17 protein-coding genes and 1 tRNA gene are annotated in these 21,785 nt (G+C 64.2%); 10 read left to right on the forward strand and 8 right to left on the reverse strand.

Going from position 1 to position 21,785, the window contains the following annotated elements; genetic code table 11:
• Positions 1-1,347 carry a homogentisate 1,2-dioxygenase gene (hmgA, locus tag FJV43_RS19700; RefSeq protein WP_239620082.1) on the forward strand — a complete coding sequence of 449 codons (1,347 nt, stop codon included), beginning with the start codon at positions 1-3 and terminating at the stop codon, positions 1,345-1,347.
• Positions 1,348-1,525: 178 nt separating this feature from the next.
• On the forward strand, positions 1,526-2,797 hold the full coding sequence (gene fahA, locus FJV43_RS19705) for a fumarylacetoacetase (RefSeq protein WP_239620083.1): 1,272 nt from the start codon (positions 1,526-1,528) through the stop codon (positions 2,795-2,797).
• Positions 2,798-2,919: 122 nt separating this feature from the next.
• Here fahA and FJV43_RS19710 read toward each other — a convergent pair whose 3' ends face one another.
• Both FJV43_RS19710 and FJV43_RS19715 read right to left on the reverse strand, forming a co-directional pair.
• A complete protein-coding gene (locus FJV43_RS19710; RefSeq protein ID WP_239620085.1) occupies positions 2,920-3,231 on the reverse strand; it encodes a DUF1272 domain-containing protein in 312 nt (103 codons plus the stop codon).
• 73 nt (positions 3,232-3,304) lie between these two features.
• Positions 3,305-3,784 (reverse strand): Lrp/AsnC family transcriptional regulator, encoded by a 480-nt coding sequence (locus tag FJV43_RS19715; RefSeq protein WP_239620086.1) that lies wholly within the window; start codon positions 3,782-3,784, stop codon positions 3,305-3,307.
• A 121-nt stretch (positions 3,785-3,905) separates the two neighbouring features.
• Between FJV43_RS19715 and hppD the strand changes: the two genes are divergently transcribed.
• Positions 3,906-5,021: a 4-hydroxyphenylpyruvate dioxygenase gene (gene hppD / locus FJV43_RS19720; RefSeq protein WP_239620088.1), complete on the forward strand. Its 1,116-nt coding sequence runs from the start codon at positions 3,906-3,908 to the stop codon at positions 5,019-5,021.
• A gap of 178 nt (positions 5,022-5,199) precedes the next feature.
• On the opposite strand, the gene FJV43_RS19725 is transcribed toward hppD, so the two are convergent.
• The 4 genes from FJV43_RS19725 to FJV43_RS19740 all read right to left on the reverse strand — a co-directional run bounded on the left by FJV43_RS19725 (position 5,200) and on the right by FJV43_RS19740 (position 10,365).
• Positions 5,200-6,312: a CaiB/BaiF CoA-transferase family protein gene (locus tag FJV43_RS19725; RefSeq protein WP_239620090.1), complete on the reverse strand. Its 1,113-nt coding sequence runs from the start codon at positions 6,310-6,312 to the stop codon at positions 5,200-5,202.
• A gap of 199 nt (positions 6,313-6,511) precedes the next feature.
• Complete coding sequence (locus tag FJV43_RS19730) at positions 6,512-7,312, reverse strand: xanthine dehydrogenase family protein subunit M (RefSeq protein WP_239620091.1); 801 nt, start codon at positions 7,310-7,312, stop codon at positions 6,512-6,514.
• 138 nt (positions 7,313-7,450) lie between these two features.
• Positions 7,451-9,793 carry a xanthine dehydrogenase family protein molybdopterin-binding subunit gene (locus FJV43_RS19735; protein ID WP_239620092.1) on the reverse strand — a complete coding sequence of 781 codons (2,343 nt, stop codon included), beginning with the start codon at positions 9,791-9,793 and terminating at the stop codon, positions 7,451-7,453.
• Positions 9,794-9,879: 86 nt separating this feature from the next.
• Positions 9,880-10,365: a (2Fe-2S)-binding protein gene (locus FJV43_RS19740; protein ID WP_028181083.1), complete on the reverse strand. Its 486-nt coding sequence runs from the start codon at positions 10,363-10,365 to the stop codon at positions 9,880-9,882.
• A gap of 323 nt (positions 10,366-10,688) precedes the next feature.
• Here FJV43_RS19740 and FJV43_RS19745 point away from each other — a divergent pair, with 323 nt between their 5' ends.
• Positions 10,689-12,728, forward strand: a complete 2,040-nt coding sequence (locus FJV43_RS19745) for a HAMP domain-containing methyl-accepting chemotaxis protein (protein WP_239620093.1) — start codon at positions 10,689-10,691, stop codon at positions 12,726-12,728.
• Positions 12,729-13,035: 307 nt separating this feature from the next.
• Positions 13,036-15,069: a HAMP domain-containing methyl-accepting chemotaxis protein gene (locus FJV43_RS19750; RefSeq protein WP_239620095.1), complete on the forward strand. Its 2,034-nt coding sequence runs from the start codon at positions 13,036-13,038 to the stop codon at positions 15,067-15,069.
• An 80-nt stretch (positions 15,070-15,149) separates the two neighbouring features.
• Here the strand turns inward: FJV43_RS19750 and FJV43_RS19755 are convergent, their stop codons facing one another.
• Positions 15,150-15,536, reverse strand: a complete 387-nt coding sequence (locus FJV43_RS19755; RefSeq protein WP_239620096.1) for a DUF3175 domain-containing protein — start codon at positions 15,534-15,536, stop codon at positions 15,150-15,152.
• A gap of 176 nt (positions 15,537-15,712) precedes the next feature.
• On the opposite strand from FJV43_RS19755, the gene FJV43_RS19760 reads away from it, so the two are divergent.
• The 3 genes from FJV43_RS19760 (at position 15,713) to FJV43_RS19770 (ending at position 19,728) form a co-directional block, all read left to right on the forward strand.
• Positions 15,713-17,200 (forward strand): MFS transporter, encoded by a 1,488-nt coding sequence (locus FJV43_RS19760; RefSeq protein WP_239620098.1) that lies wholly within the window; start codon positions 15,713-15,715, stop codon positions 17,198-17,200.
• A gap of 4 nt (positions 17,201-17,204) precedes the next feature.
• A complete protein-coding gene (otsB, locus tag FJV43_RS19765; protein WP_239620100.1) occupies positions 17,205-18,023 on the forward strand; it encodes a trehalose-phosphatase in 819 nt (272 codons plus the stop codon).
• A gap of 241 nt (positions 18,024-18,264) precedes the next feature.
• Complete coding sequence (locus tag FJV43_RS19770) at positions 18,265-19,728, forward strand: trehalose-6-phosphate synthase (RefSeq protein ID WP_239620101.1); 1,464 nt, start codon at positions 18,265-18,267, stop codon at positions 19,726-19,728.
• A gap of 132 nt (positions 19,729-19,860) precedes the next feature.
• On the opposite strand, the gene FJV43_RS19775 is transcribed toward FJV43_RS19770, so the two are convergent.
• Complete coding sequence (locus FJV43_RS19775; protein ID WP_239620103.1) at positions 19,861-20,202, reverse strand: hypothetical protein; 342 nt, start codon at positions 20,200-20,202, stop codon at positions 19,861-19,863.
• A gap of 194 nt (positions 20,203-20,396) precedes the next feature.
• Between FJV43_RS19775 and FJV43_RS19780 the strand changes: the two genes are divergently transcribed.
• Together FJV43_RS19780 and FJV43_RS19785 are read left to right on the forward strand one after the other, a co-directional pair.
• Positions 20,397-20,486, forward strand: a tRNA-Ser gene (locus tag FJV43_RS19780).
• 377 nt (positions 20,487-20,863) lie between these two features.
• Positions 20,864-21,724, forward strand: a complete 861-nt coding sequence (locus FJV43_RS19785; protein ID WP_239620105.1) for a cupin domain-containing protein — start codon at positions 20,864-20,866, stop codon at positions 21,722-21,724.
• Positions 21,725-21,785: the final 61 nt, after the last annotated feature.

Below are 21,785 nucleotides of genomic sequence, written 5' to 3' on the forward strand. Positions count from 1 at the left end.
ATGAACATCAATACCTCGCCTGACCAGATCATCCGCAGCTCGGCCCAGGTGACGCCGGGTTACATGTCCGGCTTCGGCAACAGCTTCGAGACCGAGGCACTGCCGGGCGCGCTGCCGATCGGGCGCAACTCGCCGCAGCGCTGCGCCTACGGGCTCTATGCCGAGCAGCTCTCGGGCTCGCCTTTCACCGCGCCGCGCGGCGCCAATGAGCGCTCCTGGCTGTACCGCATCCGGCCCTCGGTGAAGCATTCCGGCCGCTTCGAGAAGGTCGATGCCGGCCTGTGGCGCTCGGCGCCTTGCCATGAATACGAGCTGCCGATCGCGCAGCTGCGCTGGGATCCGACGCCGCTCCCCAAGGAGGATGTCACCTTCGTTGAGGGCGTGCAGACCATGACGACGGCGGGTGACGTGAACACCCAGGCCGGCATGGCCGCGCATGTCTACCTCATTACCAAATCGATGGTGGACCAGCATTTCTACAATGCCGACGGCGAGCTGATGTTCGTGCTCCAGCAGGGCAATTTGCGCCTCGTCACCGAGTTCGGCCGCATTGACGCCGAGCCCGGCGAGATCGTGGTGATCCCGCGCGGCGTCAAGTTCCGCGTCGAGATTCCGAATGGCCCGGCGCGCGGTTATCTCTGCGAAAATTACGGCGGTGCCTTCACCCTGCCGGAGCGCGGTCCGATCGGCGCCAACTGCCTCGCCAACGCGCGCGACTTCCTCACGCCGGTCGCGAACTACGAGGACAAGGACACGCCGACCGAACTGTTCGTGAAGTGGGGCGGTTCGCTGTTCAAGACCACGCTGCCCCATTCGCCGATCGACGTCGTCGCCTGGCACGGCAATTACGCGCCGTACAAATATGATCTGCGCACCTTCTCTCCCGTCGGCGCGATCGGCTTCGATCATCCCGATCCCTCGATCTTCACGGTGCTGACCTCACCGTCGGAGACCGCGGGCACAGCGAACATCGACTTCGTGATCTTCCCCGAGCGCTGGATGGTCGCGGACAACACCTTCCGTCCGCCCTGGTACCACATGAACATCATGAGCGAGTTCATGGGCCTGATCTACGGCGTCTACGACGCCAAGCCGCAAGGCTTCGTGCCGGGCGGCATGAGCTTGCACAATTGCATGCTGCCGCACGGCCCGGACCGCGATGCTTTCGAGCACGCCAGCAATGGCGAGCTGAAGCCGGTGAAGCTGACCGGCACCATGGCCTTCATGTTCGAGACCCGCTATCCGCAGCGCGTCACCGCGCATGCGGCGAAGGCTACGACGCTCCAGGACGATTACGCCGATTGCTGGAAGGGCCTGGAGAAGAAATTCGATCCGAGCCGGCCGTGACGGTCGTGCCCTCTCCCCTTGTGGGAGAGGGTGGCTCGCCGCGTGGCGGCGAGACGGGTGAGGGGGTCTCTCCGCGAGCGGACCTCTCTCATTCTGGATTCGCGGATAGAACCCCTCATCCGGCGCTTCGCGCCACCTTCTCCCACAAGGGGAGAAGGAAGAAAGGACCGGGCCAGACGTGACGACACACCCCAACGACCCCAGCCTCCGCTCCTTCATCGACGTCGATCCCGCCTCCGACTTCCCGATCCAGAACCTGCCCTATGGCGTGTTCTCGGCGAATGGATTGGCGCCGCGCGTTGGTGTCGCCATCGGCGCCTACATTCTTGATCTGTGGGAGCTCGAGCAGGATGGCCGCCTCGATGTCGGGCAGCCGGGGACCTTTGCGGCAGGCAGCCTGAATCCGTTCATGTCGTTGGGCTCGAAGGCGTGGTCGACGACCCGCGCGCGGATCAGCGAGCTCTTGCGGCACGACAATCCCGAATTGCGCGACAATGACGAGTTGCGCAAGCTGGCCCTGGTTCCCATGTCGGCTGCCAAACTGCATCTGCCCTTCACCGTCTCCGGCTACACCGACTTCTACTCCTCGAAAGAGCACGCCACCAATGTCGGCGTGATGTTCCGTGGCAAGGACAATGCGCTGCAGCCGAACTGGCTGCATATGCCCATCGCCTATAACGGCCGCGCATCGACGGTCGTGGTCTCCGGCACGAAGGTGAAGCGGCCTCGCGGGCAACTGAAGCCGCCGAATGTGGATGTGCCGAGCTTCGGGCCGTGCAAGCGGCTCGATTTCGAGCTGGAGATGGGCGTCGTGATCGGCCAACCCTCGCCGATGGGCGGCATGCTCAGCGAGAGCCAGGCCGAAGACATGATCTTCGGCTTCGTGCTGCTCAATGACTGGAGCGCGCGCGACATCCAGCAATGGGAATATGTGCCGCTCGGGCCGTTTCTCGCCAAGGCGTTTGCGACCTCGATCAGCCCCTGGGTGGTGACGCGCGAGGCGCTGGAGCCGTTCCGGCTGAAGGGGCCGGAGCAGGAGCCGGCGCCGCTCGACTATCTCAGGCAGACGAAGCCGCAGAACTACGACATCGCGCTCGACGTCTCCCTGCGCGCTGCGGGTGCCAATGCACCTGCCGGCATCAGCCGCACCAATTTCAAGTACATGTACTGGTCCTCGGTGCAGCAGCTCATGCACCACGCTTCCAGCGGCTGCGCCATGAATGTCGGCGATCTCCTGGGCAGCGGCACCATTTCTGGCCCTGAGAAGGACCAGCGTGGCAGCTTGCTCGAGATCAGCTGGAACGGCACCGAGCCGGTCGAGCTGCCCGGCGGCGCCAAGCGCTCATTCCTGGAAGACGGCGACAGCCTCGTGATGCGCGGCTGGTGCCAGGGCAACGGCTATCGCGTCGGCTTCGGCGAGGTCGAGGGGACGATTCTGCCGGCGGAGTAGGAGCGCTCGCCGCCACAAGTACCGTCATTGCGAGTGCAGCGAAGCAATCCAGAATCTCTCCGCGGAAAGATTTTGGATTGCTTCGTCGCAAGGGCTCCTCGCAATGACGGCGTGGAGAGCGCTTACCGCCTCTCCGGCGGCACGTCGCGGACTCTCGCGCAATGCGCCGCGATATCTTCTACGCTGTACTTCAGATGCACCCGCTTGTCGGACGGCGCCTGCTTTGCTGTGCACACGCCCGGCCGCCATTCCTGCGCCGGCCTGATCGGGCGCGGGGCAAAGCCGCCGCCGCAATTCGGGCAGACGTTGAACAGCTTGGTCTCGACGCAATCCGCGCAGAACGTGCATTCATAGGAGCAGATCCGCGCGTCCGTTGCGCTCGGCGGCAGGTCGCGGTCGCAAAATTCGCAGTTCGGCCGAAGCTGGAGGGCCATGTCGAATCTCCGCACGTGGAGCCGGATCATCGCAGATCGCGCGCGCCGCGCGAATGCCATAGTTCCCTCGATTTCAGCCGGTCCTGATTTCCTTGAGCGGGAGCCGTGAGCTTTCCTTGAGCCTGTCGAGCACGATCGAGGAGCGCACATGCGCCACGCTCTGGTGCGGCATCAAGACGTCGTTGACGAGGTTGGAGAGGCCCTTGAGGTCGCGCAGCACGGCTTTCAGCACGTAGTCGGCATCGCCCGTGAGCGAATACGCCTCCTGGATCTCGTCGATCCGGTTCACCAGCGCGCGAAAGCGCTTGGAATTGTCCGGGGAGTGGGTCGCGAGCCCCACCTGGATGAAGGCGATCACGCCGAAGCCGAGCGCCTCGCTGGAGAGGTCGGCATGATAGCCCGCGATCACCTTCTCCTCCTCCAGCCGCATCCGCCGGCGTGAGCATTGCGATGCGGAGAGGCCAGCGAGGTCGGCGAGCTCCTGGTTGGTGAGGCGGCCGTCGTCCTGGAGTGCGCCCAGGATCTTGAGGTCAAAGGCGTCCACAGGAATCATGCGTCAATCGTCCATTTTTTGCACAAAGCGTGCATAAAGTAGCGAAATCGCGACCCGTTTGCACGCCTCTTGCGCGCCCTATGAAGGATAGTTCCTCCCGGCAGCAAATTGGGAGAACCGCATGGGTCCGTTTCCGCACGATGCACCGCCGGCCACGATCAGCGCCGACAATCCGATGGGCACCGACGGGTTCGAGTTCGTCGAATATGCGCATCCCAATCCGGAACAGTTGCACGCGCTGTTCAAGCTGATGGGCTATGCGCCCGTCGCGCGCCACAGGACCAAGAAGATCACGGTCTATCGCCAGGGCGACATCAACTATCTCGTCAACGAGCAGCCCGGCACCCGCGGCTACGAGTTCGTCGCCGCGCATGGCCCCTGCGCGCCGTCGATGGCCTTTCGTGTCGTCGACGCGAAGGCGGCCTATGACCGCGCGATTTCGCTCGGCGCCGAACCTGCCGATGTGCCACCGGCGCAGAAAACTCTCGATGTCCCCGCGATCAAGGGGATCGGCGGCAGCCTGCTTTATCTCGTCGACCGCTACGGCGCCAATGGCTCGGCCTATGATGCCGAGTTCGAATGGCTCGGCGCACGCGATCCGCGACCGGTCGGCGCCGGTTTGTTCTATCTCGACCATCTCACCCACAACGTTCATCGCGGCCGCATGGACGTCTGGGCCGGCTTCTATGAGAAGCTGTTCAACTTCCGCCAGATTCGCTTCTTCGACATCGAGGGCCGCGCCTCCGGCCTGTTCTCGCGCGCGCTGACGAGCCCGGACGGCAAGATCAGGATTCCGATCAATGAGGACGCCGGTGATTCCGGCCAGATCGAGGAATATCTGAAGACCTATCGCGGCGAGGGCATCCAGCACATCGCCTGCGGCTGCCACGACATCTACCGCACCATCGAAGGCCTGCGCGAAGCCGGCCTGCCGTTCATGCCGTCGCCGCCCGACACCTATTTCGAGAAGATCGATGCGCGCCTGCCCAAGCATGGCGAGGACGTCGCACGGCTCAAGAAGAACGGCATCCTGATCGACGGCGAGGGCGTGGTCGAGGGCGGCCAGACCAAGGTGCTGCTGCAGATCTTCTCGGCCAACGCGATCGGCCCGATCTTCTTCGAGTTCATCCAGCGCAAGGGCGACGACGGCTTTGGCGAGGGTAATTTCAAGGCCCTGTTCGAATCGATCGAGGAGGATCAGATCCGGCGCGGCGTGTTGAAGGTGGACGCGGCCTAGGTCGCTGCTTCAGCCACACTGCTGCGTCACAACAGGTGTCGTCCCCGCGCAGGGGGGGACCCATAACCACAGGGAGGAGTCGTCGTGCGAGATGGCAACTCCGAGTCTTCGTCAAACCACGTCCTGTGGATATGGATCCCGGGCTCGCGCTCCGCGCGCCCCGGGGTGACAGCGGAAATTACTTCGCCGCCGCCCACGCCTTCATCACCGCGCCGATCTCCGCCGGCTCCGGCTCGCGCACCGTCGAGGGCGTGCGCGAGAAGCGCGGTGCCGGCCCCGGTTGCTTGATGCCGTGACGCTCCACGAAGACCTTTCGCGCCACCATGTGCGGATGCTGCGTGGCCTCCGACATGGTCAGCACCGGCGCGAAGCAGATGTCGGTGCCTTCCATGATCTTGCACCAGTCCTCGCGCGTCTTGCTCTTGAACACCGTCTTGAGCTTTTCCTTCAGCGCAGGCCAGGCCTTGGGATCCATCTGCGCGTCGAAATCGGCGTCGGTGAGCCCGGCATGCTCGCGCAGCAGCGCGTAGAATTGCGGCTCGATCGAGCCGATCGAGACGAAATGGCCACAGGCGCATTCATAGACGCCGTAGAAATGCGCGCCGCCATCGAGGAAGTTCTGGTTGCGCCCCTCGGTCCAGCGTCCCATCGCGGTCATGTCGAAGAAGAACGACATCAGCGATGCCGCGCCGTCGCACATGGCGGCATCGACGACCTGGCCTTTGCCGGATTTCTGCGCCTCCAATAGCGCTGCGAGCACCCCAACCACGAGATAGAGCGCGCCGCCCCCGAAATCGCCGACGAGGTTGAGCGGCGGCACCGGTGCTTCCGTGGTACCGATCGCGGCGAGCGCGCCGGTGATGGAGATGTAGTTGATGTCGTGGCCGGCGGCATTCGCGAGCGGGCCTTCCTGGCCCCAGCCGGTCATGCGGCCATAGACGAGTTTTGGATTGCGCGCGAGCACCACGTCGGGCCCGAGCCCGAGCCGCTCCATCACGCCGGGACGGAAGCCCTCGACCAGGGCGTCGGCGCTGGCAAGCAGGTCGAGCACCTGTGCAATCGCGGCCTTGTCCTTGAGGTCGAGCTCAATCACCTTGCGGCCGCGGCCGGCGACCGACTTCATGCTCTTCTTCGCACCGATCCGGTCGAGCGTGACGACCTCGGCGCCCATGTCGGCCAGCATCATGCAGGCGAACGGACCAGGACCGATGCCGGCGAATTCGACGACGCGGAAGCCCGAGAGCGGGCCGGAGGTGCGGACGGATGAGGTGGGGGCTGATTTATCGAGCACGTTGTTGTTTCCTCGGGGTCGCGAGCAGAGTGCCGGTGGTCCGGCAATCGCTTCCGACGTTCCTCTGTGGGCGAGTTAATTGACTGATTAACTTTTCTCGCCTTCACGTCAGCGAGGCAAGCGGTTTTCATGCCGCACGGCCAAATAAAAACGGCGCGCACCGAAGTGCGCGCCGCGGAAAATTTGCGTGGAGGCGCTATCAGCGAGCAGCGGCGACCGCGCGCTGCGCCATCACCTTGACGAGATTGGCGCGGTACTCCGCCGTGCCGTGGATATCGGCGAGGAGTCCACTCGCCGAAATCGTCACGTTGTCGATCGCCGAGGGCGACCAGTTCGCCTTCAGCGCGGCCTCGATCGAAGGCACCCGCATCACGCCACTCTGTGAGGCGCCGGTCGCGGCAACCCGAACCTCACCCGATTTGGTCTGCGCCACGAACACGCCGGTCAGCGCAAAGCGCGAGGCCGGGTGCCGCATCTTTTCGTAGCCTGCTTTCGCCGGCACGGGGAATGACACGGCGGTGATGATCTCGCCGTCTTCGAGCGCCGTGGTGAACAGGCCCTTGAAGAAGTCATCCGCCGAGATCGACCGCTTGTTGGTCTTCACGGTGGCGCTGAGCGCGAGCAGCGCGGCCGGGAAATCCGCGGCAGGATCGTTGTTGGCGATCGAGCCGCCGATCGTGCCGCGGTAGCGCACGGCGGGGTCGCCCAGCACCGAGGTGAGATAGGCGATCGCGGGTATTGCCTTCTTCACGTCGGCATTTGTCATGATGTCGTAGTAGGTCGTGGCGGCCTTGATGGTCAGCACGTCGCCTGACAGCTCGACGCCCTGCAGCTCCTTGATCCTGCCGAGGTCGATGACGTCCGACGGTGCGGCAAGGCGCTGCTTCATCACCGGCAGCAGCGTCTGGCCGCCGGCGAGGAATTTCGCCTCGCTTCCTTTGGCGAACAGGCTGGCGGCTTCGTCGACCGAGGAGGCGCGATGATAGGTGGTCTGGTACATCTTGGTTGCTCCTGAAATCTCTGCTCTGTCATTCCGGGATGCGCCATAGGCGCAGACCCGGAATCTCGAGGTTGAATTCGTGGCTCCAGATTCCGGGTTCGACGCCTCGCGTCGCCCCGGAATGACGACGGTGGTCGGCTAGGCCGCGTGGATCGTGCGCCACACCCGGTCCGGGGTTGCGGGCATTTCCAGAGTGTTCTTGCCGATCGCATCCGTGATCGCGTTGATCACGGCCGCTGACGCCCCGATCGCGCCGGCCTCGCCGCAGCCCTTGATGCCCAGCGGATTGCCCGGGCAGAGCGTCGTGGTGTGAGAGAGGTTGAACGACGGGACATCGTCGGCGCGCGGCATGGCGTAATCCATGAACGAGGCCGTGACCGGCTGGCCGTTGGAATCGTAGATGGCATGCTCGAGCAGTGCCTGCCCGATGCCCTGCACAAGGCCGCCATGGACCTGGCCCTCGACGATCATCGGGTTGATCAGCCGGCCGAAATCGTCGGCCGCGACGAAGTTGACGAAGGAGGTCTTGCCGGTGCCGGGATCGACCTCGAGCTCGCAGATATAGGCGCCGGCCGGGAAGGTGAAGTTGGTCGGGTCGTAGAAGGCGCTCTCCTTCAGGCCCGGCTCCATACCGTCAGGCAGATTGTGTGCAGTGTAGGCCGCGAGCGCGACCATCGGCAGGGCGATCGCCTTGTCGGTGCCGGTCACCTTGAACTCGCCGTTCTCGATGACGATGTCGGCCTCCGACGCCTCCAGCGCATGCGCTGCGATCTTCTTGGCCTTGGACTCCATCTTCTCCATGGCCTTCAGGATGGCGGTGAGGCCGACGGCCGCCGAGCGCGAGCCGTAGGTGCCCATGCCGAACTGCACCTTGTCGGTGTCGCCATGGACGATCGAGACCTGGCTGATCGGAATGCCCAGCCGTTCCGCGACGAGCTGGCAGAAGGTGGTCTCGTGACCCTGGCCGTGGCTGTGCGATCCCGTGAGGATCTCGATGGTGCCGACCGGGTTGACGCGCACCTCGGCCGATTCCCACAGGCCGACGCCGGCGCCCAGGCTGCCGACCGCCTTCGACGGCGCGATGCCGCAGGCCTCGATGTAGCAGGACACGCCGATGCCGCGCAGCTTGCCGTCGGCCTTCGCCTTGGCCTTGCGGGCGGGGAAGCCGGCATAGTCGATCGCCTTCATCGCGGCATCGAGCGAAGCGTTGAAGTCGCCGGTGTCGTAAGCCATGATTACCGGCGTCTGGTGCGGGAACTGGGTGATGAAGTTGCTCCGGCGCAGCTCCGCCGGGTCCACCTTCAACTGCCGCGCCGCCGTTTCCATCAGCCGCTCGATCAGATAGCTCGCCTCGGGGCGGCCCGCGCCGCGATAGGCGTCGACCGGCGTGGTGTTGGTGTAGACGCCGATCACCTCGGCATGGATCGCCGGGATGTTGTACTGGCCCGACAGCAAGGTCGCGTAGAGGTAGGTCGGCACCGAGGACGAGAACAGCGACATGTAGGCGCCGAAATTGGCGTAGGTCTTCACCTTCAAGCCGATGACCTTGTTGTTGGCATCGAACGCCATTTCGGCATGGGTGATGTGGTCGCGGCCATGCGCGTCGGTGAGGAAAGCCTCGGTGCGGTCGCCCGTCCATTTCACGGGACGCTCGACCTTCTTGGATGCCCACAGCGCCACCATCTCCTCGGGATAGATGAAGATCTTGGAGCCGAAGCCGCCGCCGACATCGGGGGCGATCACGCGCAGCTTGTGCTCGGGCGCGATGTTGTAGAACGCCGACAGCACGAGGCGGGCGACGTGCGGGTTCTGCGAGGTCGTATATAGAGTGAAGTGCTCCTCCGCCGCGTCGTAATCGGCGATCGCCGCGCGCGGCTCCATCGCGTTCGGGGCGAGACGGTTGTTGGTGACGTCGAGCTTCACCACATTGGCAGCCTTGGCAAAGGCGGCATCGGTGGCACCCTCGTCGCCGATCACCCAGTCATAGACCTGGTTGCCGGGCGCTTCGGGGTGAAGCTGGGGCGCGCCGGCCTTGATGGCGGCTTGCATGTCGGCGACAGCGGGGAGCTCCTCGTAATCGACGACGACGGCTTCCGCCGCGTCACGCGCGAGATTCTTGCTCTCGGCGATGACGACGGCAACGGCCTGGCCGACGAAGCGCACCGTCTCGGGCGCCATTGCCGGCCACGCGCCCATCTTCATCGGGCTGCCGTCCTTGGAGGTGATGGCCCAGCCGCAGATGAGGTTACCGACCTTGTCGTCGACGAGCTCCTTGCCGGTGAGCACCGCGACCACGCCCGGCATCTTCAGCGCGGCGGAGGAGTCGATCCGCTTCACCTTGGCGTGCGCGTGCGGACTGCGGACGAAATAGGCATGGGTCATGCCCGTCAGCTTGATGTCGTCGACGTAGCGGCCCTTGCCGGTAATGAAACGCTTGTCTTCCTTGCGCACGACGCGTGCGCCGATGCCTTCAACACCCATGTCTGGTCCTCCCGACCGGAATTTTCGTTGACCCGCGCTTTCCCTCGAAAGCGGGAGTGGTGATTTCTTGCTTCGCGACGGCCGCTCTACTCGGCCGCCTGCGCGACCTTCATGCGTCCGGCCGCATCCAGCACGGCTTTCACGATGTTGTGGTAGCCGGTGCAGCGGCAGATATTGCCCTCGAGCTCTTGGCGGACGGTCGCCTCGTCGAGCTGGCCACCATGGCGTTGCACGATGTCGATCGCGGACATGATCATGCCCGGCGTGCAATAGCCGCATTGGAGGCCGTGATTGTCGCGGAAGGCAGCCTGCATCGGGTGCAGCTCGTCGCCCTTGGCGATGCCCTCGATCGTGGTAATGCTGGCGCCATCGGCCTGCCCCGCCAGCATCGTGCAGGATTTCACAGCACGGCCATCCATGTGCACGACGCAGGCGCCGCACTGGCTGGTGTCGCAGCCGACATGGGTTCCGGTGAGGTTGAGGTGATCGCGCAGGAGCTGGACCAGCAGCGTGCGGTCCTCGACGTCGACAGCAACGGCCTTGCCGTTCACTGTCAGGTTGACTTTAGACACGGCGTAGTCCTCCCGGGATTGATTTTGATTGCTTCTAATTAGAGACAGCGGCCCGGAACTTTGCAACTAGGATTTTGGTCGCCGGCGTCATTGAAAAGTCATTGATCCAGTTCGGCGCGCGAGGATTTTGGAGGCGGAGCAGCCGGGCTGGTGTGGGATGCCAGCAATCATCTCGATCCGGATCGAGCCTTTGGCCGATGCGGCGAGCATCGTGCGGGCCTGCCAAATTTACCGCCCCTTATCGATTCTGCCTTAGTTTTGCGCATCCAGGTCGGGGGGCGGGGCGCCTCCGGATCGCGGCTGAATTACAAATGGGGGTGGGAATGTCCGGGCGTATCGCGTCGCCGTCTAAGCGTACACTGTTTCCGGCCCTCAGGTTCCGCGCAAAGATCATTCTCGGCTTCGCCGCCGTGCTGGTGATTTCCGCCGGCAGCATGGCTTTCTCCTATTTCGGCTTCGAGCGGGTCGCCTCCGGGGTCGGGTCGTACCGCAGCAGCGTTTCCGAGGCCGATCTCGCCCGCAACATCGATCGCGAGCTGCTCGCCTATCGTTCGGCCGCCCGTTATTTCGTGGTGACCGGCAAGGAAGACGACGCCAAGGCGGCGCTGGATGCTGAAGGCAGCCTGAAGAACGCCATCGACCAGGCCGTGAAGGGCGCCAAGACGCCGGCGCGGCAGGAGAGCCTCGACAAGCTCGCCAAGGAGTTCTCCAACTTCTCCGCGACCTTCGCAAAGGTGCTCAAGGCCAAGCGCGACAGTGCGCTGCTGGTGCAGAACCAGCTCAGCCGCAACGCCAATCTCTTGAAATACAAGCTGGACGATATCGGCAACAACGCCTCCGACTCCGAAGCGCAGGCGATCGAGTTCGGCACGAAGCAGGTCAACGCCCAGTTCCAGACGGCGAGTGCGGCGGCGACCAATTTCGTGCTGACCTCCGACCAGGCGATCGCCACCAGCGCGCTGGCGCGGCTGAAATTCGTCGAGAACTCGCTCGGTGCGATCTATTCCATGGACGACAAGGTCGTCGCCGGCCTGAAGGATGCCAAGGCTCTGCTCGGCGCCTATCGCGAAGCGCTGGAGAAGCTGATCGCCAATGCCAAGCTGGTCGATGATCTCGTCACCGAGATGAACGGCTCCGCCGGTGCGATCCTGCAAGGAGCGACCACGATGAAGGCCGACCTCCTCGCCGAACAGCAGCGGCTGGATTCGGAGTCGGAGGCGACCATCGGGCGGACCGAGCAGCTGGTGCTGATGCTGGCCGTTGGCGGCACGCTGCTGGGCGCGGTCCTTGCTTTTCTGCTTGGCACCGGCATCTCGCGTCCGATGATCGCGATGTGCAAGGCGATGCGCGAGCTTGCCTCGGGCAATTTCGACGTCGTGCTGCCGGGTCTCGGCCGCAAGGACGAGATCGGCGAGATGGCCGGCGCGGTCGAGGAGTTCAAGGTTCAGGCGGTCGCCAAGGCCGAGCGCGACGCCGCCGCCAGCGAAATCCAGAACCGGGAGCAGGCCGCAAGCCGCCGCTCCGAGCTGATCCGCTTTGCCGACGATTTCGAGAGCGCGGTCGGCGCCATCGTCTCCAACGTCTCGGCCTCGGCCGTGCAGCTGGAATCGGCGGCCTCGACGCTGACCCGCACCGCCGAGACCACGCAGAGCCTGTCGAGCCAGGTCGCCGGCGTCTCCGAGCAGGCGTCCAGCAACATGCAGTCGGTCGCGACCGCGACGGAAGAGCTCTCGGCCTCGGTCGAGGAGATCGGCCGTCAGGTCCGCGATTCCAGCCGCATCGCCGAAGCGGCCGTGGTGCAGGCCAAGGAGACCGACGGCCGCATCGGCAAGCTGTCGCATGCCGCCCAGCAGATCGGCGAGGTGGTCAAGCTGATCACGGCGATCGCCGAGCAGACCAACCTTCTCGCGCTCAACGCCACCATCGAGGCCGCGCGTGCCGGTGAGGCCGGCCGCGGCTTCGCGGTGGTGGCGAGCGAAGTGAAATCGCTGGCGAGCCAGACCGCGAAGGCGACGGACGAGATCTCCTCGCACATCGCGGGCATGCAGGGCGCCACCGCCGAATCGGTCGCCGCGATCAAGGAGATCGGCGCGACCATCGGCCAGATCTCGTCGATCTCGACGTCGATCGCGAGCGCGGTCGAGCAGCAGGGCGCCGCCACCCAGGAGATCGCCCGCAGCGTCCAGACGGTCGCACAGGGCACCCAGACGGCCGCCACCGATATCGGCGAGGTCAATCGCGGCGCCGCCGAGACCGGCTCGGCCTCGGAAGAGGTGCTGAATTCGGCCAAGACCCTGTCGAGCGAGAGCACCCGCCTCCGCGCCGAGCTCGACCGCTTCATGGCGAATATAAGGGCGGCGTAGGTTCACGGCCTCCGAAGTCCGCGCTGCCTCATCTCCGCTGTCGTCCCGGGTCGGTGCTTCGCTCCCGCCAATGCTACGCGTCGTCGGGAGCTGCGCTGGTCCGGGACGACCGCAGAGATGGGGCGGCAGTCAATTTGTAGCGGCGGGAGAAAGCGCGCCTTAACAATTCCCTGGGTCACCTAACCGCCAGTTGCGGCGCCACAAATTTACCACAGCTTATCCTTTGCCCCGTAACGTGCAGAAGAGCCGGGAAGCGGGCTGCTTCCGGGATGCGCCTGGTTTTCCGCGAATGGAATGGGGTGGGGGAATGTCGGTCAAGTCGAAGTCGAGCAAATCGAAGCTGCCAACGCTGCGCTTTCGCGCAAAAATCATCCTCGGCTTTGTGGCGGTGCTAGCCATTCTCGCCGTCAGCATGGCGTTCGCCTATTTCGGCTTCGAGCGAATCGCAGGCGCCGTGGCGTCCTACCGCACCAGCGTATCGGAAGCCGACCTGGCGCGGACGGTCGATCGCGAGCTGGTCGCCTATCAGGGGCTGGCGCGGGCCTATACCCTGACCGGCGCGGCCGATGATGAGACCGCAGCCAAGACCGCTGAAGGCAATCTGAAGAGCGCGATCGCCAAGTCGATGACGGCGACGACCGGCGCCGCCCGCCGTGAGCAGGTCGGCAAGCTCGAGACCGAGTTCCAGAACTTCACGAAAGTCTTCGGCGAGATCATCACGCTGACGCGCGAGAACAACAAGATCGCGGCCGATGAGCTCAACAGTGTCGGCAACAAGATCCGCTTCAAATTCGACGATCTCGCCGACACCGCAGCTCTGGCGGGCCTGAACTCGGTCCAGACCACGGCCAAGGACGTCACCTCGCAATATCTGGCGGTCTCCACCTCGGTCGGCGCCTTCGTGGCCAAGCCGGAGCCGAAGACCGCCGACGGCGTGATCGCCCGCATCAAGTTCCTCGAGACGCTGCTGGTCTCCATCTACGCGAATGACCAGAAGATCACCGATCGCGTCAAGGAGATCGGCGATCTCCTGAAGCAGTACCGCACCTCGTTCGCAAAGCTGAACGAGAACGTGAAGGTCATCGTCAAGCTGAACGGCGAGATGACCAGGACGGCCGCGACCATCCTCAAGCTCTCGGCCGAGCTGCGTTCGGATCTGACCGCCGACCAGCAACGCATCGAGGCGAGCGCCAATTCCACCATCGTGGAAACCGAGCAGCTGATGCTGATGCTGGCGCTGGGCGGCCTGGCCGTTGGCACCGTGCTGGCCTTGTGGCTCGGTAACGGCATCTCGCGTCCGATGATCGCGATGTGCAAGGCGATGCGCGAGCTTGCCTCGGGCAATTTCGACGTCGTGCTGCCGGGTCTCGGCCGCAAGGACGAGATCGGCGAGATGGCCGGCGCGGTCGAGGAGTTCAAGGTTCAGGCGGTCGCCAAGGCCGAGCGCGACGCCGCCGCTAGCGAAATCCAGAACCGGGAGCAGGCCGCAAGCCGCCGCTCCGAGCTGATCCGCTTTGCCGACGATTTCGAGAGCGCGGTCGGCGCCATCGTCTCCAACGTCTCGGCCTCGGCCGTGCAGCTGGAATCGGCGGCCTCGACGCTGACCCGCACCGCCGAGACCACGCAGAGCCTGTCGAGCCAGGTCGCCGGCGTCTCCGAGCAGGCGTCCAGCAACATGCAGTCGGTCGCGACCGCGACGGAAGAGCTCTCGGCCTCGGTCGAGGAGATCGGCCGTCAGGTCCGCGATTCCAGCCGCATCGCCGAAGCGGCCGTGGTGCAGGCCAAGGAGACCGACGGCCGCATCGGCAAGCTGTCGCATGCCGCCCAGCAGATCGGCGAGGTGGTCAAGCTGATCACGGCGATCGCCGAGCAGACCAACCTTCTCGCGCTCAACGCCACCATCGAGGCCGCGCGTGCCGGTGAGGCCGGCCGCGGCTTCGCGGTGGTGGCGAGCGAAGTGAAATCGCTGGCGAGCCAGACCGCGAAGGCGACGGACGAGATCTCCTCGCACATCGCGGGCATGCAGGGCGCCACCGCCGAATCGGTCGCCGCGATCAAGGAGATCGGCGCGACCATCGGCCAGATCTCGTCGATCTCGACGTCGATCGCGAGCGCGGTCGAGCAGCAGGGCGCCGCCACCCAGGAGATCGCCCGCAGCGTCCAGACGGTCGCACAGGGCACCCAGACGGCCGCCACCGATATCGGCGAGGTCAATCGCGGCGCCGCCGAGACCGGCTCGGCCTCGGAAGAGGTGCTGAATTCGGCCAAGACCCTGTCGAGCGAGAGCACCCGCCTCCGCGCCGAGCTCGACCGCTTCATGGCGAATATAAGGGCGGCGTAGGTTCACGGCCTCCGAAGTCCGCGCTACCTCATCTCCGCTGTCGTCCCGGACGAGAGCGGAGGAGGAGGCGCCATCCGGGCTCACTCTTTCCCGAAGGCTCGCTTCAGCTCCACCTTCGCGCGCTCCAGCCGCGCGCGCTGCGTCTTCGGCAGCGTCCTGCCGGCGCGGTTGATGTAGAAGGTCAGCATCGACAGCGCCGAGCGATAGGCGCCGGTCTTGCGACGCGAGCTGTGCTCCGCCGAGCGCTTCAGGGAGGCCGCGATCTTCCCGGGGGCCTTGAGCTTGAACACACCGCGCTTGAGATCGAGCGCGTCGCTCTCCCGCGTCACCCGTTGCGACCAGCGCTTCGGTGCCGCACGGCGACTCGATCTCTTGCGCGTCGTGCTCCGCCTCGTGCTCGCCTTGCGACGCGCGGTGTTGCGCGCGCCTGTCTTCCTTGAATGTGTCGTCTTTCTGACGTGAGCCATGCGTCAACTCCTTGCGGCTCCATCGGAAACGAGCGGTGCCAACGGACGTTCCCATGGGAACCTGGCCTCGCCGCAGGCGTTGTCGCAGGTGGCAGGCGAATTGCCGCACCCCGATGATCGGATCGACCCGTCCACATCACGTGAGAGGGGTTGTTTCCATTGATCAGACTGGCCCGATGGAATTGCAGCAAAGCCCAGCCCTGAACTATGCACCCGTAGTCCCGGCGGCGACCGCGACCGACCGTATCGTCGAGACCAGCATTCCCTCGCGGCTCGACGCGCTGCCGTGGAGCGGTTTCCACACCCGCGTCGTGCTCGCGCTGGGCATCACCTGGATTCTCGACGGGCTCGAGGTGACCCTGGCCGGTGCGCTCTCGGGGGCGCTGAAGCAGAGTCCCTCGTTGCAGTTCTCCAATTTCGATCTCGGCATCGCCAACTCCGCCTATCTGGCGGGCGCCGTGCTCGGCGCGCTCGGCTTCGGCTGGCTCACCGACCGCATCGGCCGCAAGAAGCTGTTCTTCATCACGCTTGCGCTCTATCTCTCGGCAACGGCGGCGACCGCGCTGTCATGGGACGTCGCGAGCTACGCACTGTTTCGTTTCCTCACCGGAGCCGGGATCGGCGGCGAGTACACCGCGATCAATTCGACCATCCAGGAGCTGGTGCCGGCGCGCTATCGCGGCTGGACCGATCTCGTCATCAACGGCAGTTTCTGGATCGGCGCCGCGATGGGCGCGGTGGCGGCCATCGTGCTGCTCGATCCTGCCGTGATCGATCCCGATCTCGGCTGGCGCCTGGCTTTTCTCATAGGCGCGATCCTCGGCCTCGTCGTGCTTCTGATGCGAATGTGGATCCCGGAAAGCCCGCGCTGGCTGATGATCCATGGCCGTCCCGACGAAGCCCACGCCATCGTCGACGGGATCGAGCGCTCGGTGATCGGGCATGATCAGGACCTGACGGATGGGCGCTTCACGAAGATCCGCCTGAGAATGCGCGATCACACGCCGCTCCGCGAGGTCGCGCATACGTTGTTCTCGGCCTATCGCCAGCGCGCGGTGGTCGGCCTCGTGCTGATGAGCGCCCAGGCGTTCTTCTACAACGCCATCTTCTTCACCTTCGCGCTGGTGCTGACCGATTTCTATGGCATCAGTGCCGATCAAGTCGGCTGGTACCTGCTGCCCTTCGCTGCCGGCAATTTTCTCGGGCCCCTGCTGCTCGGCCGTCTGTTCGATACGCTCGGCCGCCGCACCATGATCATGTTCACCTATGGCGCATCGGGCGTGCTGCTGGCGGTATCGGGCTATCTGTTCTCGATCGGCGTGCTGAGCGCACAAGGGCAGACCGTGGCCTGGATGGTGATCTTCTTCTTTGCCTCGCCGGCTGCGAGCGCGGCCTATCTCACTGTCAGCGAGACGTTTCCGTTGGAGGTTCGCGCGCTGGCGATCGCGGTGTTCTACGCGATCGGTACCGGCATCGGCGGCGTGATCGGGCCGGCGCTGTTCGGCGCTCTGATCGACACGGGTTCACGCAACAGCGTGTTCGCCGGCTATTTGCTGGGGGCAGTCCTGATGATCGCGGCTGCGATCGTGGCGTGGCGCTATGCCGTCTCGGCGGAGCGCAAATCGCTCGAACAAATCGCGCGGCCGCTCGCCTTTATGGAGTAGACTGATGAAATCGGAACTTGCGGACATGGCATTGGACCAGAAGCGCACCATGCTGGATGACGATGCGCCCGAAGCGGTGCCGGTGCCGCATGCCTTGGTGCCGCATCTCGATGAAATCGCCATCCTGCTCGACATCGACGGCACGCTGCTCGACCTGATGCCGACACCGCGCGAGGTGTGGGTGCCGCCGGGCCTGTCGGAAACGCTGGGCCGGCTGACCGAGCGTACGTCCGGCGCGCTGGCGCTGGTCAGCGGCCGTTCGCTCAACGACATCGACCTGATCTTCGCGCCGGACGTGTTTCGCGCCGTCGCCGGCCACGGCGCCGAAATGCGGCTGTCGGTCGACAACGAGGCCGATGCTGTCCATGCGCCCCCGCTCGACAAGGAGCTGAAGCGGCGTCTGGCTGCGGTCGCCAAGCTCAGCCCGGGCATTCTGCTCGAGGACAAGGGCTACTCGCTTGCCCTGCATTACCGTCTCGCGCCGCATGCGGAGAAGGCGATCTACGAAGCCGTCTCGTTGATTCGCGCCGACCTGCCCAATGCGCCGATCGAGGTGCTGCCCGGAAAGTTCGTCTGCGAGATCAAGCATTCCGGCTTCACCAAGGCGAGCGGCGTGCGCGAATTGATGAAGCACGAGCCATTCAGGGGGCGGCGCCCGATGTTCATCGGCGATGACGTCACCGACGAGACGGTATTCGCGATCATGCCCGACATGGACGGTCTCGCCTTTTCCGTCGGCCGCCGCGCCATGGGCGTGAATGGCCACTTCGATGCGCCGGCGGATGTGCGCGCGTTCCTTGCGCGCCTGCTCGATCCGAGGTGAAACGAAGGCAGCGCCACCTCGCAGACACAAAGCCCTGAGCGCAGCTTCACTGCGCGCCGCGATACATGCTGTGCAACACGACCGTAAAAGCCGTCTTTGCAGCGAAATCCCAGGGTTCCGCAAGCGAAACCAGTTCCAACGCGCGCGCCCGATTTTGGTTTCAATTGGTTGAAACGATGATCAGGAACCATATTGATGAACGGCAGTTAAACGGGGTGGAATGAACAGGAGGGGACGACCTGTGAACTTAGTCGTCGTTTCAAATCGTGTCGCGCGCGGCAAACCCAACGAGCCCATGACGGGTGGCCTCGCGGCGGCACTGCTTCCCGTGGTGGAACATTCTGGTGCGATCTGGGTCGGTTCCTCCGGCCGGGTGCGCGATGGCCATCAGAAGGAACCTTTTGCCGAGATCGAGGCGCTCGGGACCGGTGCGATTGCGACGCTGGACCTGCCGGCGGCGCATTATGGCGGTTATTACGAAGGCTTTGCCAATTCGGCGCTGTGGCCGGCGCTGCATTCGCGCAGCGATCTGATCCGCGTCTCGCGGGAAGACTATGTCAGCTATCGCGAGGTCAACGCCTTCATGGCGCGCGCCCTGCTGCGCTTCCGAAAAGCCAAGACAGCGTTCTGGGTGCAGGACTATCATTTCCTCGCGCTCGGCGCCGAGCTGCGCGACCTCGGTGTCGACGATCCCATCGGCTTTTTCCTGCATACGCCGTGGCCCGTCGCCGCGGTGATGCAGGGCGTGCCCAACCATCGCGAGCTGATCACGGCGATGCTGGCCTACGATCTCCTCGGCTTCCAGACAGAGGAGGATCGCCAGAACTTTCTCGGTTATGTCGGCGGTGAGCTCGGCCTCGCCATCGAGGATGGCGTTGCGATCTCGCAGCATGGGCGCACCCGCTGTGAAGTCTTCCCGATCGGCATCGATGCGGAGAAGTTCGCGCAATATGCTGCGAAGTCTGCCTCGCACCCCGATGTGTCGCGGCTGCGGCGCAGCCTCAACGGCGAGCGGCTCGCGATCGGCGTCGACCGGCTCGACTATTCGAAGGGTCTCGTCAACCGCATCAGCGCGTTCGACCGGCTCTGGACCGAGCAGCCGCAACTGGCGCGCAGCATCTCGCTGCTCCAGATCGCCAACCCGTCGCGCGGCGGTATCGAGGCCTATGGCAGTCTCCAGAGCGAGGTCGCGCGCCTCGTGTCCGACGTCAACGGCCGCCACGGCGAGGTCGACTGGACGCCGATCCGCTATTTGAACAAGGGCTTCAGCCAGGCCGTGCTCGCGGGACTCTACCGCACGGCGCAGATCGGCGTGGTGACGCCGCTGCACGACGGCATGAACCTCGTCGCCAAGGAATATGTCGCCGCGCAAAACCCGGCCGATCCCGGCGTGCTGGTGCTGTCGAAATTTGCCGGCGCCGCCAACGAGCTGGACACCGCACTGCTGGTCAATCCGCACGACGTCGACGGTATGGCGCGTGCGATCGCGGTCGCGGCCTCCATGCCGCTCACCGAGCGCAAGATGCGCTGGGACGCGATGATGAAGAAGCTGCGCGGCCACACCATCCAGCAATGGTCCGCCGACTTCGTCGCCGAGCTTGAGAAGTGCCGGACGGAGAAGGCGGCGGTCGCGCCGCTCGCAGCTCAGCCGCCGCAGGCACTGCGCTGGCTGAAGTCGGCGATATCAGGCGTGCGGTTGATTTAAGATCTTCGCAGGCTCTGTCCACGCGTGATGGCCGGCCTTGTCCCGGCCGTCACGTCTTGCCACGCGGATCCGAGACCGTGGATGCCCGGGACGAGCCTCGGGCACGGCGGTATCAGGCGAATGGCGCGAGCCTCAAAAACAATACGACACGCCCTCCAGAATCGCGCATTGCCGCTTGTTCGGCGCGTTGGGATCGTCCAGCGGCACCACGCCCTTGCCCTGGCCGACGAATACGCCCGGCCCGACATGGACCGAGCGCTTGTTGCCGACAATCACGCTCTGATGCGGCGTCGAGCTCGAGCGCGTGCCGTCCGGCCAGAGGATGGCATCGCCCGAAAGCAACCCGCGCCGGCCGTCGTCACAGCTGACGTCGACGCCTTGCCGGGTGCAGACCTGCGCGGCGGCGGGCACGGCGAGGGCGGAGCCGAGGGCCGAAATCAGCCCAAGGGCGGCGATGGTCCTGCAGATGGTCATGGCGTCCCCCGTCGTGTTTGGCGGCTTGCCGTGAATCGTCGCGCCAAACCCGCCTGCGGTTCAGCCGGCAGGCGGGTCAAGGCACCTGCAGCGACAGATATTATCTCGCAAATACAACAAGTTGCGGAAAATCGCCCGATTCCCTCCGCGATCCCTTGCAAAATCATCGGCGCCCCTTCAAGAGAGGGCGCTCCGGAGAGATGGCCGAGTGGCTTAAGGCGCACGCTTGGAAAGCGTGTGTGCGGGAAACCGTACCGTGGGTTCGAATCCCACTCTCTCCGCCATGTCCTGCTGATTCAAATTATGCTTTTTGATTTTTGACCCCGGATTAGCCTCCACGGCGTGCGCTATCTCCTTTGTTACTTACCCTGACGCCATGAGATACAGCGCAGGTCAATTGGTACAGGTCGGTCTGATGCGCGTCGCAAAATAGGATATCAGGGCGAGCAAATGGACTCTCTGAGAGTCGCGCGGTAACGACCTGGAGATGAAATTAACTGTCGGACTAGAGCCTTTACCGCCTCGCTGGTAACAGCAAAATTGGCATCAGAGGACCTAAGAGGTGGTCCGGCAAAGTGCTTACTCTGAGCACCGCAAGACAGGCCGTTTGCAATGAACGCAACAGAGCAGACGGTTCGCGCGGGCTCAAAAGGAGATTGGCATGAGCAATGGAGCTGTACGCCAGCTGGACGAGAAAACGGCTCTCGAACGGCAAATCGAAATAGGTAACCGGAACTACAATCCAGCCAAATGGGTACCGTTTGAATGGGACGATCCGAAGTTTGGTCCGCAAATCAAGGGCGAAGTCGCTGTCATTCGTAGTAATGGCACCAGCGGCTTCCTTCAAGCTGGCCTCTGGAGGACAGGCATTGGCATCGCGGGATGCGAAGCGAACGGTTCATGTCACGTGGACTATTCAGCGCCGCTCGGCGACGAAACCATAGTGATCCTCGAAGGGGCGGTGACAATCACCATAGCCGCCACCGGGAAGAAGTACCGTCTTGAGGCCGGATCGATCATCAGTCACCCAAAAGGAGTGGTGTTGAGCTGGGATATTGATCCGCCATTTCTCAAGAAGTTCTGGGTGATCTGGGACAGCCCAAATCCGGCAACTCGCGAGACCGATATTTTCGTCGGCAACATCAGCGATAATCCCGATCTTTGGGCACCGTATCGATGGGTCGAGCCCGACCACGGTCCGCAGACTTGCGGTGAGTTGTTTGAGCTCCGATCAACGGGAAGCACCGGCACGCTCAAGTGCGGTCTCTGGCGCACAGGAGTCGGCATCCCCGGCTGCGAGGCGGACGGATCCTCGACAATTCCCTATACCGCTCCGCTCGGTGACGAGACAATGCTGCTGCTCGAGGGGCAAGCTCACCTGATCAATGAAGAGACCGGTGAGGAGTACCAATTCAAGGCCGGCGACATCATTGCTCTACCTTCAGGTCTGAAGGTCAAGTGGACATCGAAAGCACCGTATGTGAAGAAGTTCTGGATCATCACAAACGAAGCCGTCGCTTAGTGACCCCGTAACTTAACTTAAAGAAACCTAAGGCTTGGGGGTACGTCCCCAAGCCAGTCCT

It is taken from the genome of Bradyrhizobium sp. I71, from assembly GCF_022354745.1.
GTDB lineage: Bacteria > Pseudomonadota > Alphaproteobacteria > Rhizobiales > Xanthobacteraceae > Bradyrhizobium > Bradyrhizobium liaoningense.

What these genes read in the sequence shown, in the direction of transcription:
- hppD (WP_239620088.1), top strand. Translation starts at nt 3,906, where the DNA reads ATGGGTCCGTTTCCGCACGATGCACCGCCGGCCACGATCAGCGCCGAC.
- otsB (WP_239620100.1), top strand. Translation starts at nt 17,205, where the DNA reads ATGAAATCGGAACTTGCGGACATGGCATTGGACCAGAAGCGCACCATG.
- FJV43_RS19715 (WP_239620086.1), bottom strand. Translation starts at nt 3,784, where the DNA reads ATGATTCCTGTGGACGCCTTTGACCTCAAGATCCTGGGCGCACTCCAG.
- FJV43_RS19755 (WP_239620096.1), bottom strand. Translation starts at nt 15,536, where the DNA reads ATGGCTCACGTCAGAAAGACGACACATTCAAGGAAGACAGGCGCGCGC.
- FJV43_RS19760 (WP_239620098.1), top strand. Translation starts at nt 15,713, where the DNA reads ATGGAATTGCAGCAAAGCCCAGCCCTGAACTATGCACCCGTAGTCCCG.
- FJV43_RS19735 (WP_239620092.1), bottom strand. Translation starts at nt 9,793, where the DNA reads ATGGGTGTTGAAGGCATCGGCGCACGCGTCGTGCGCAAGGAAGACAAG.
- FJV43_RS19710 (WP_239620085.1), bottom strand. Translation starts at nt 3,231, where the DNA reads ATGGCCCTCCAGCTTCGGCCGAACTGCGAATTTTGCGACCGCGACCTG.
- FJV43_RS19775 (WP_239620103.1), bottom strand. Translation starts at nt 20,202, where the DNA reads ATGACCATCTGCAGGACCATCGCCGCCCTTGGGCTGATTTCGGCCCTC.
- FJV43_RS19785 (WP_239620105.1), top strand. Translation starts at nt 20,864, where the DNA reads ATGAGCAATGGAGCTGTACGCCAGCTGGACGAGAAAACGGCTCTCGAA.
- hmgA (WP_239620082.1), top strand. Translation starts at nt 1, where the DNA reads ATGAACATCAATACCTCGCCTGACCAGATCATCCGCAGCTCGGCCCAG.
- FJV43_RS19750 (WP_239620095.1), top strand. Translation starts at nt 13,036, where the DNA reads ATGTCGGTCAAGTCGAAGTCGAGCAAATCGAAGCTGCCAACGCTGCGC.
- FJV43_RS19730 (WP_239620091.1), bottom strand. Translation starts at nt 7,312, where the DNA reads ATGTACCAGACCACCTATCATCGCGCCTCCTCGGTCGACGAAGCCGCC.
- FJV43_RS19745 (WP_239620093.1), top strand. Translation starts at nt 10,689, where the DNA reads ATGTCCGGGCGTATCGCGTCGCCGTCTAAGCGTACACTGTTTCCGGCC.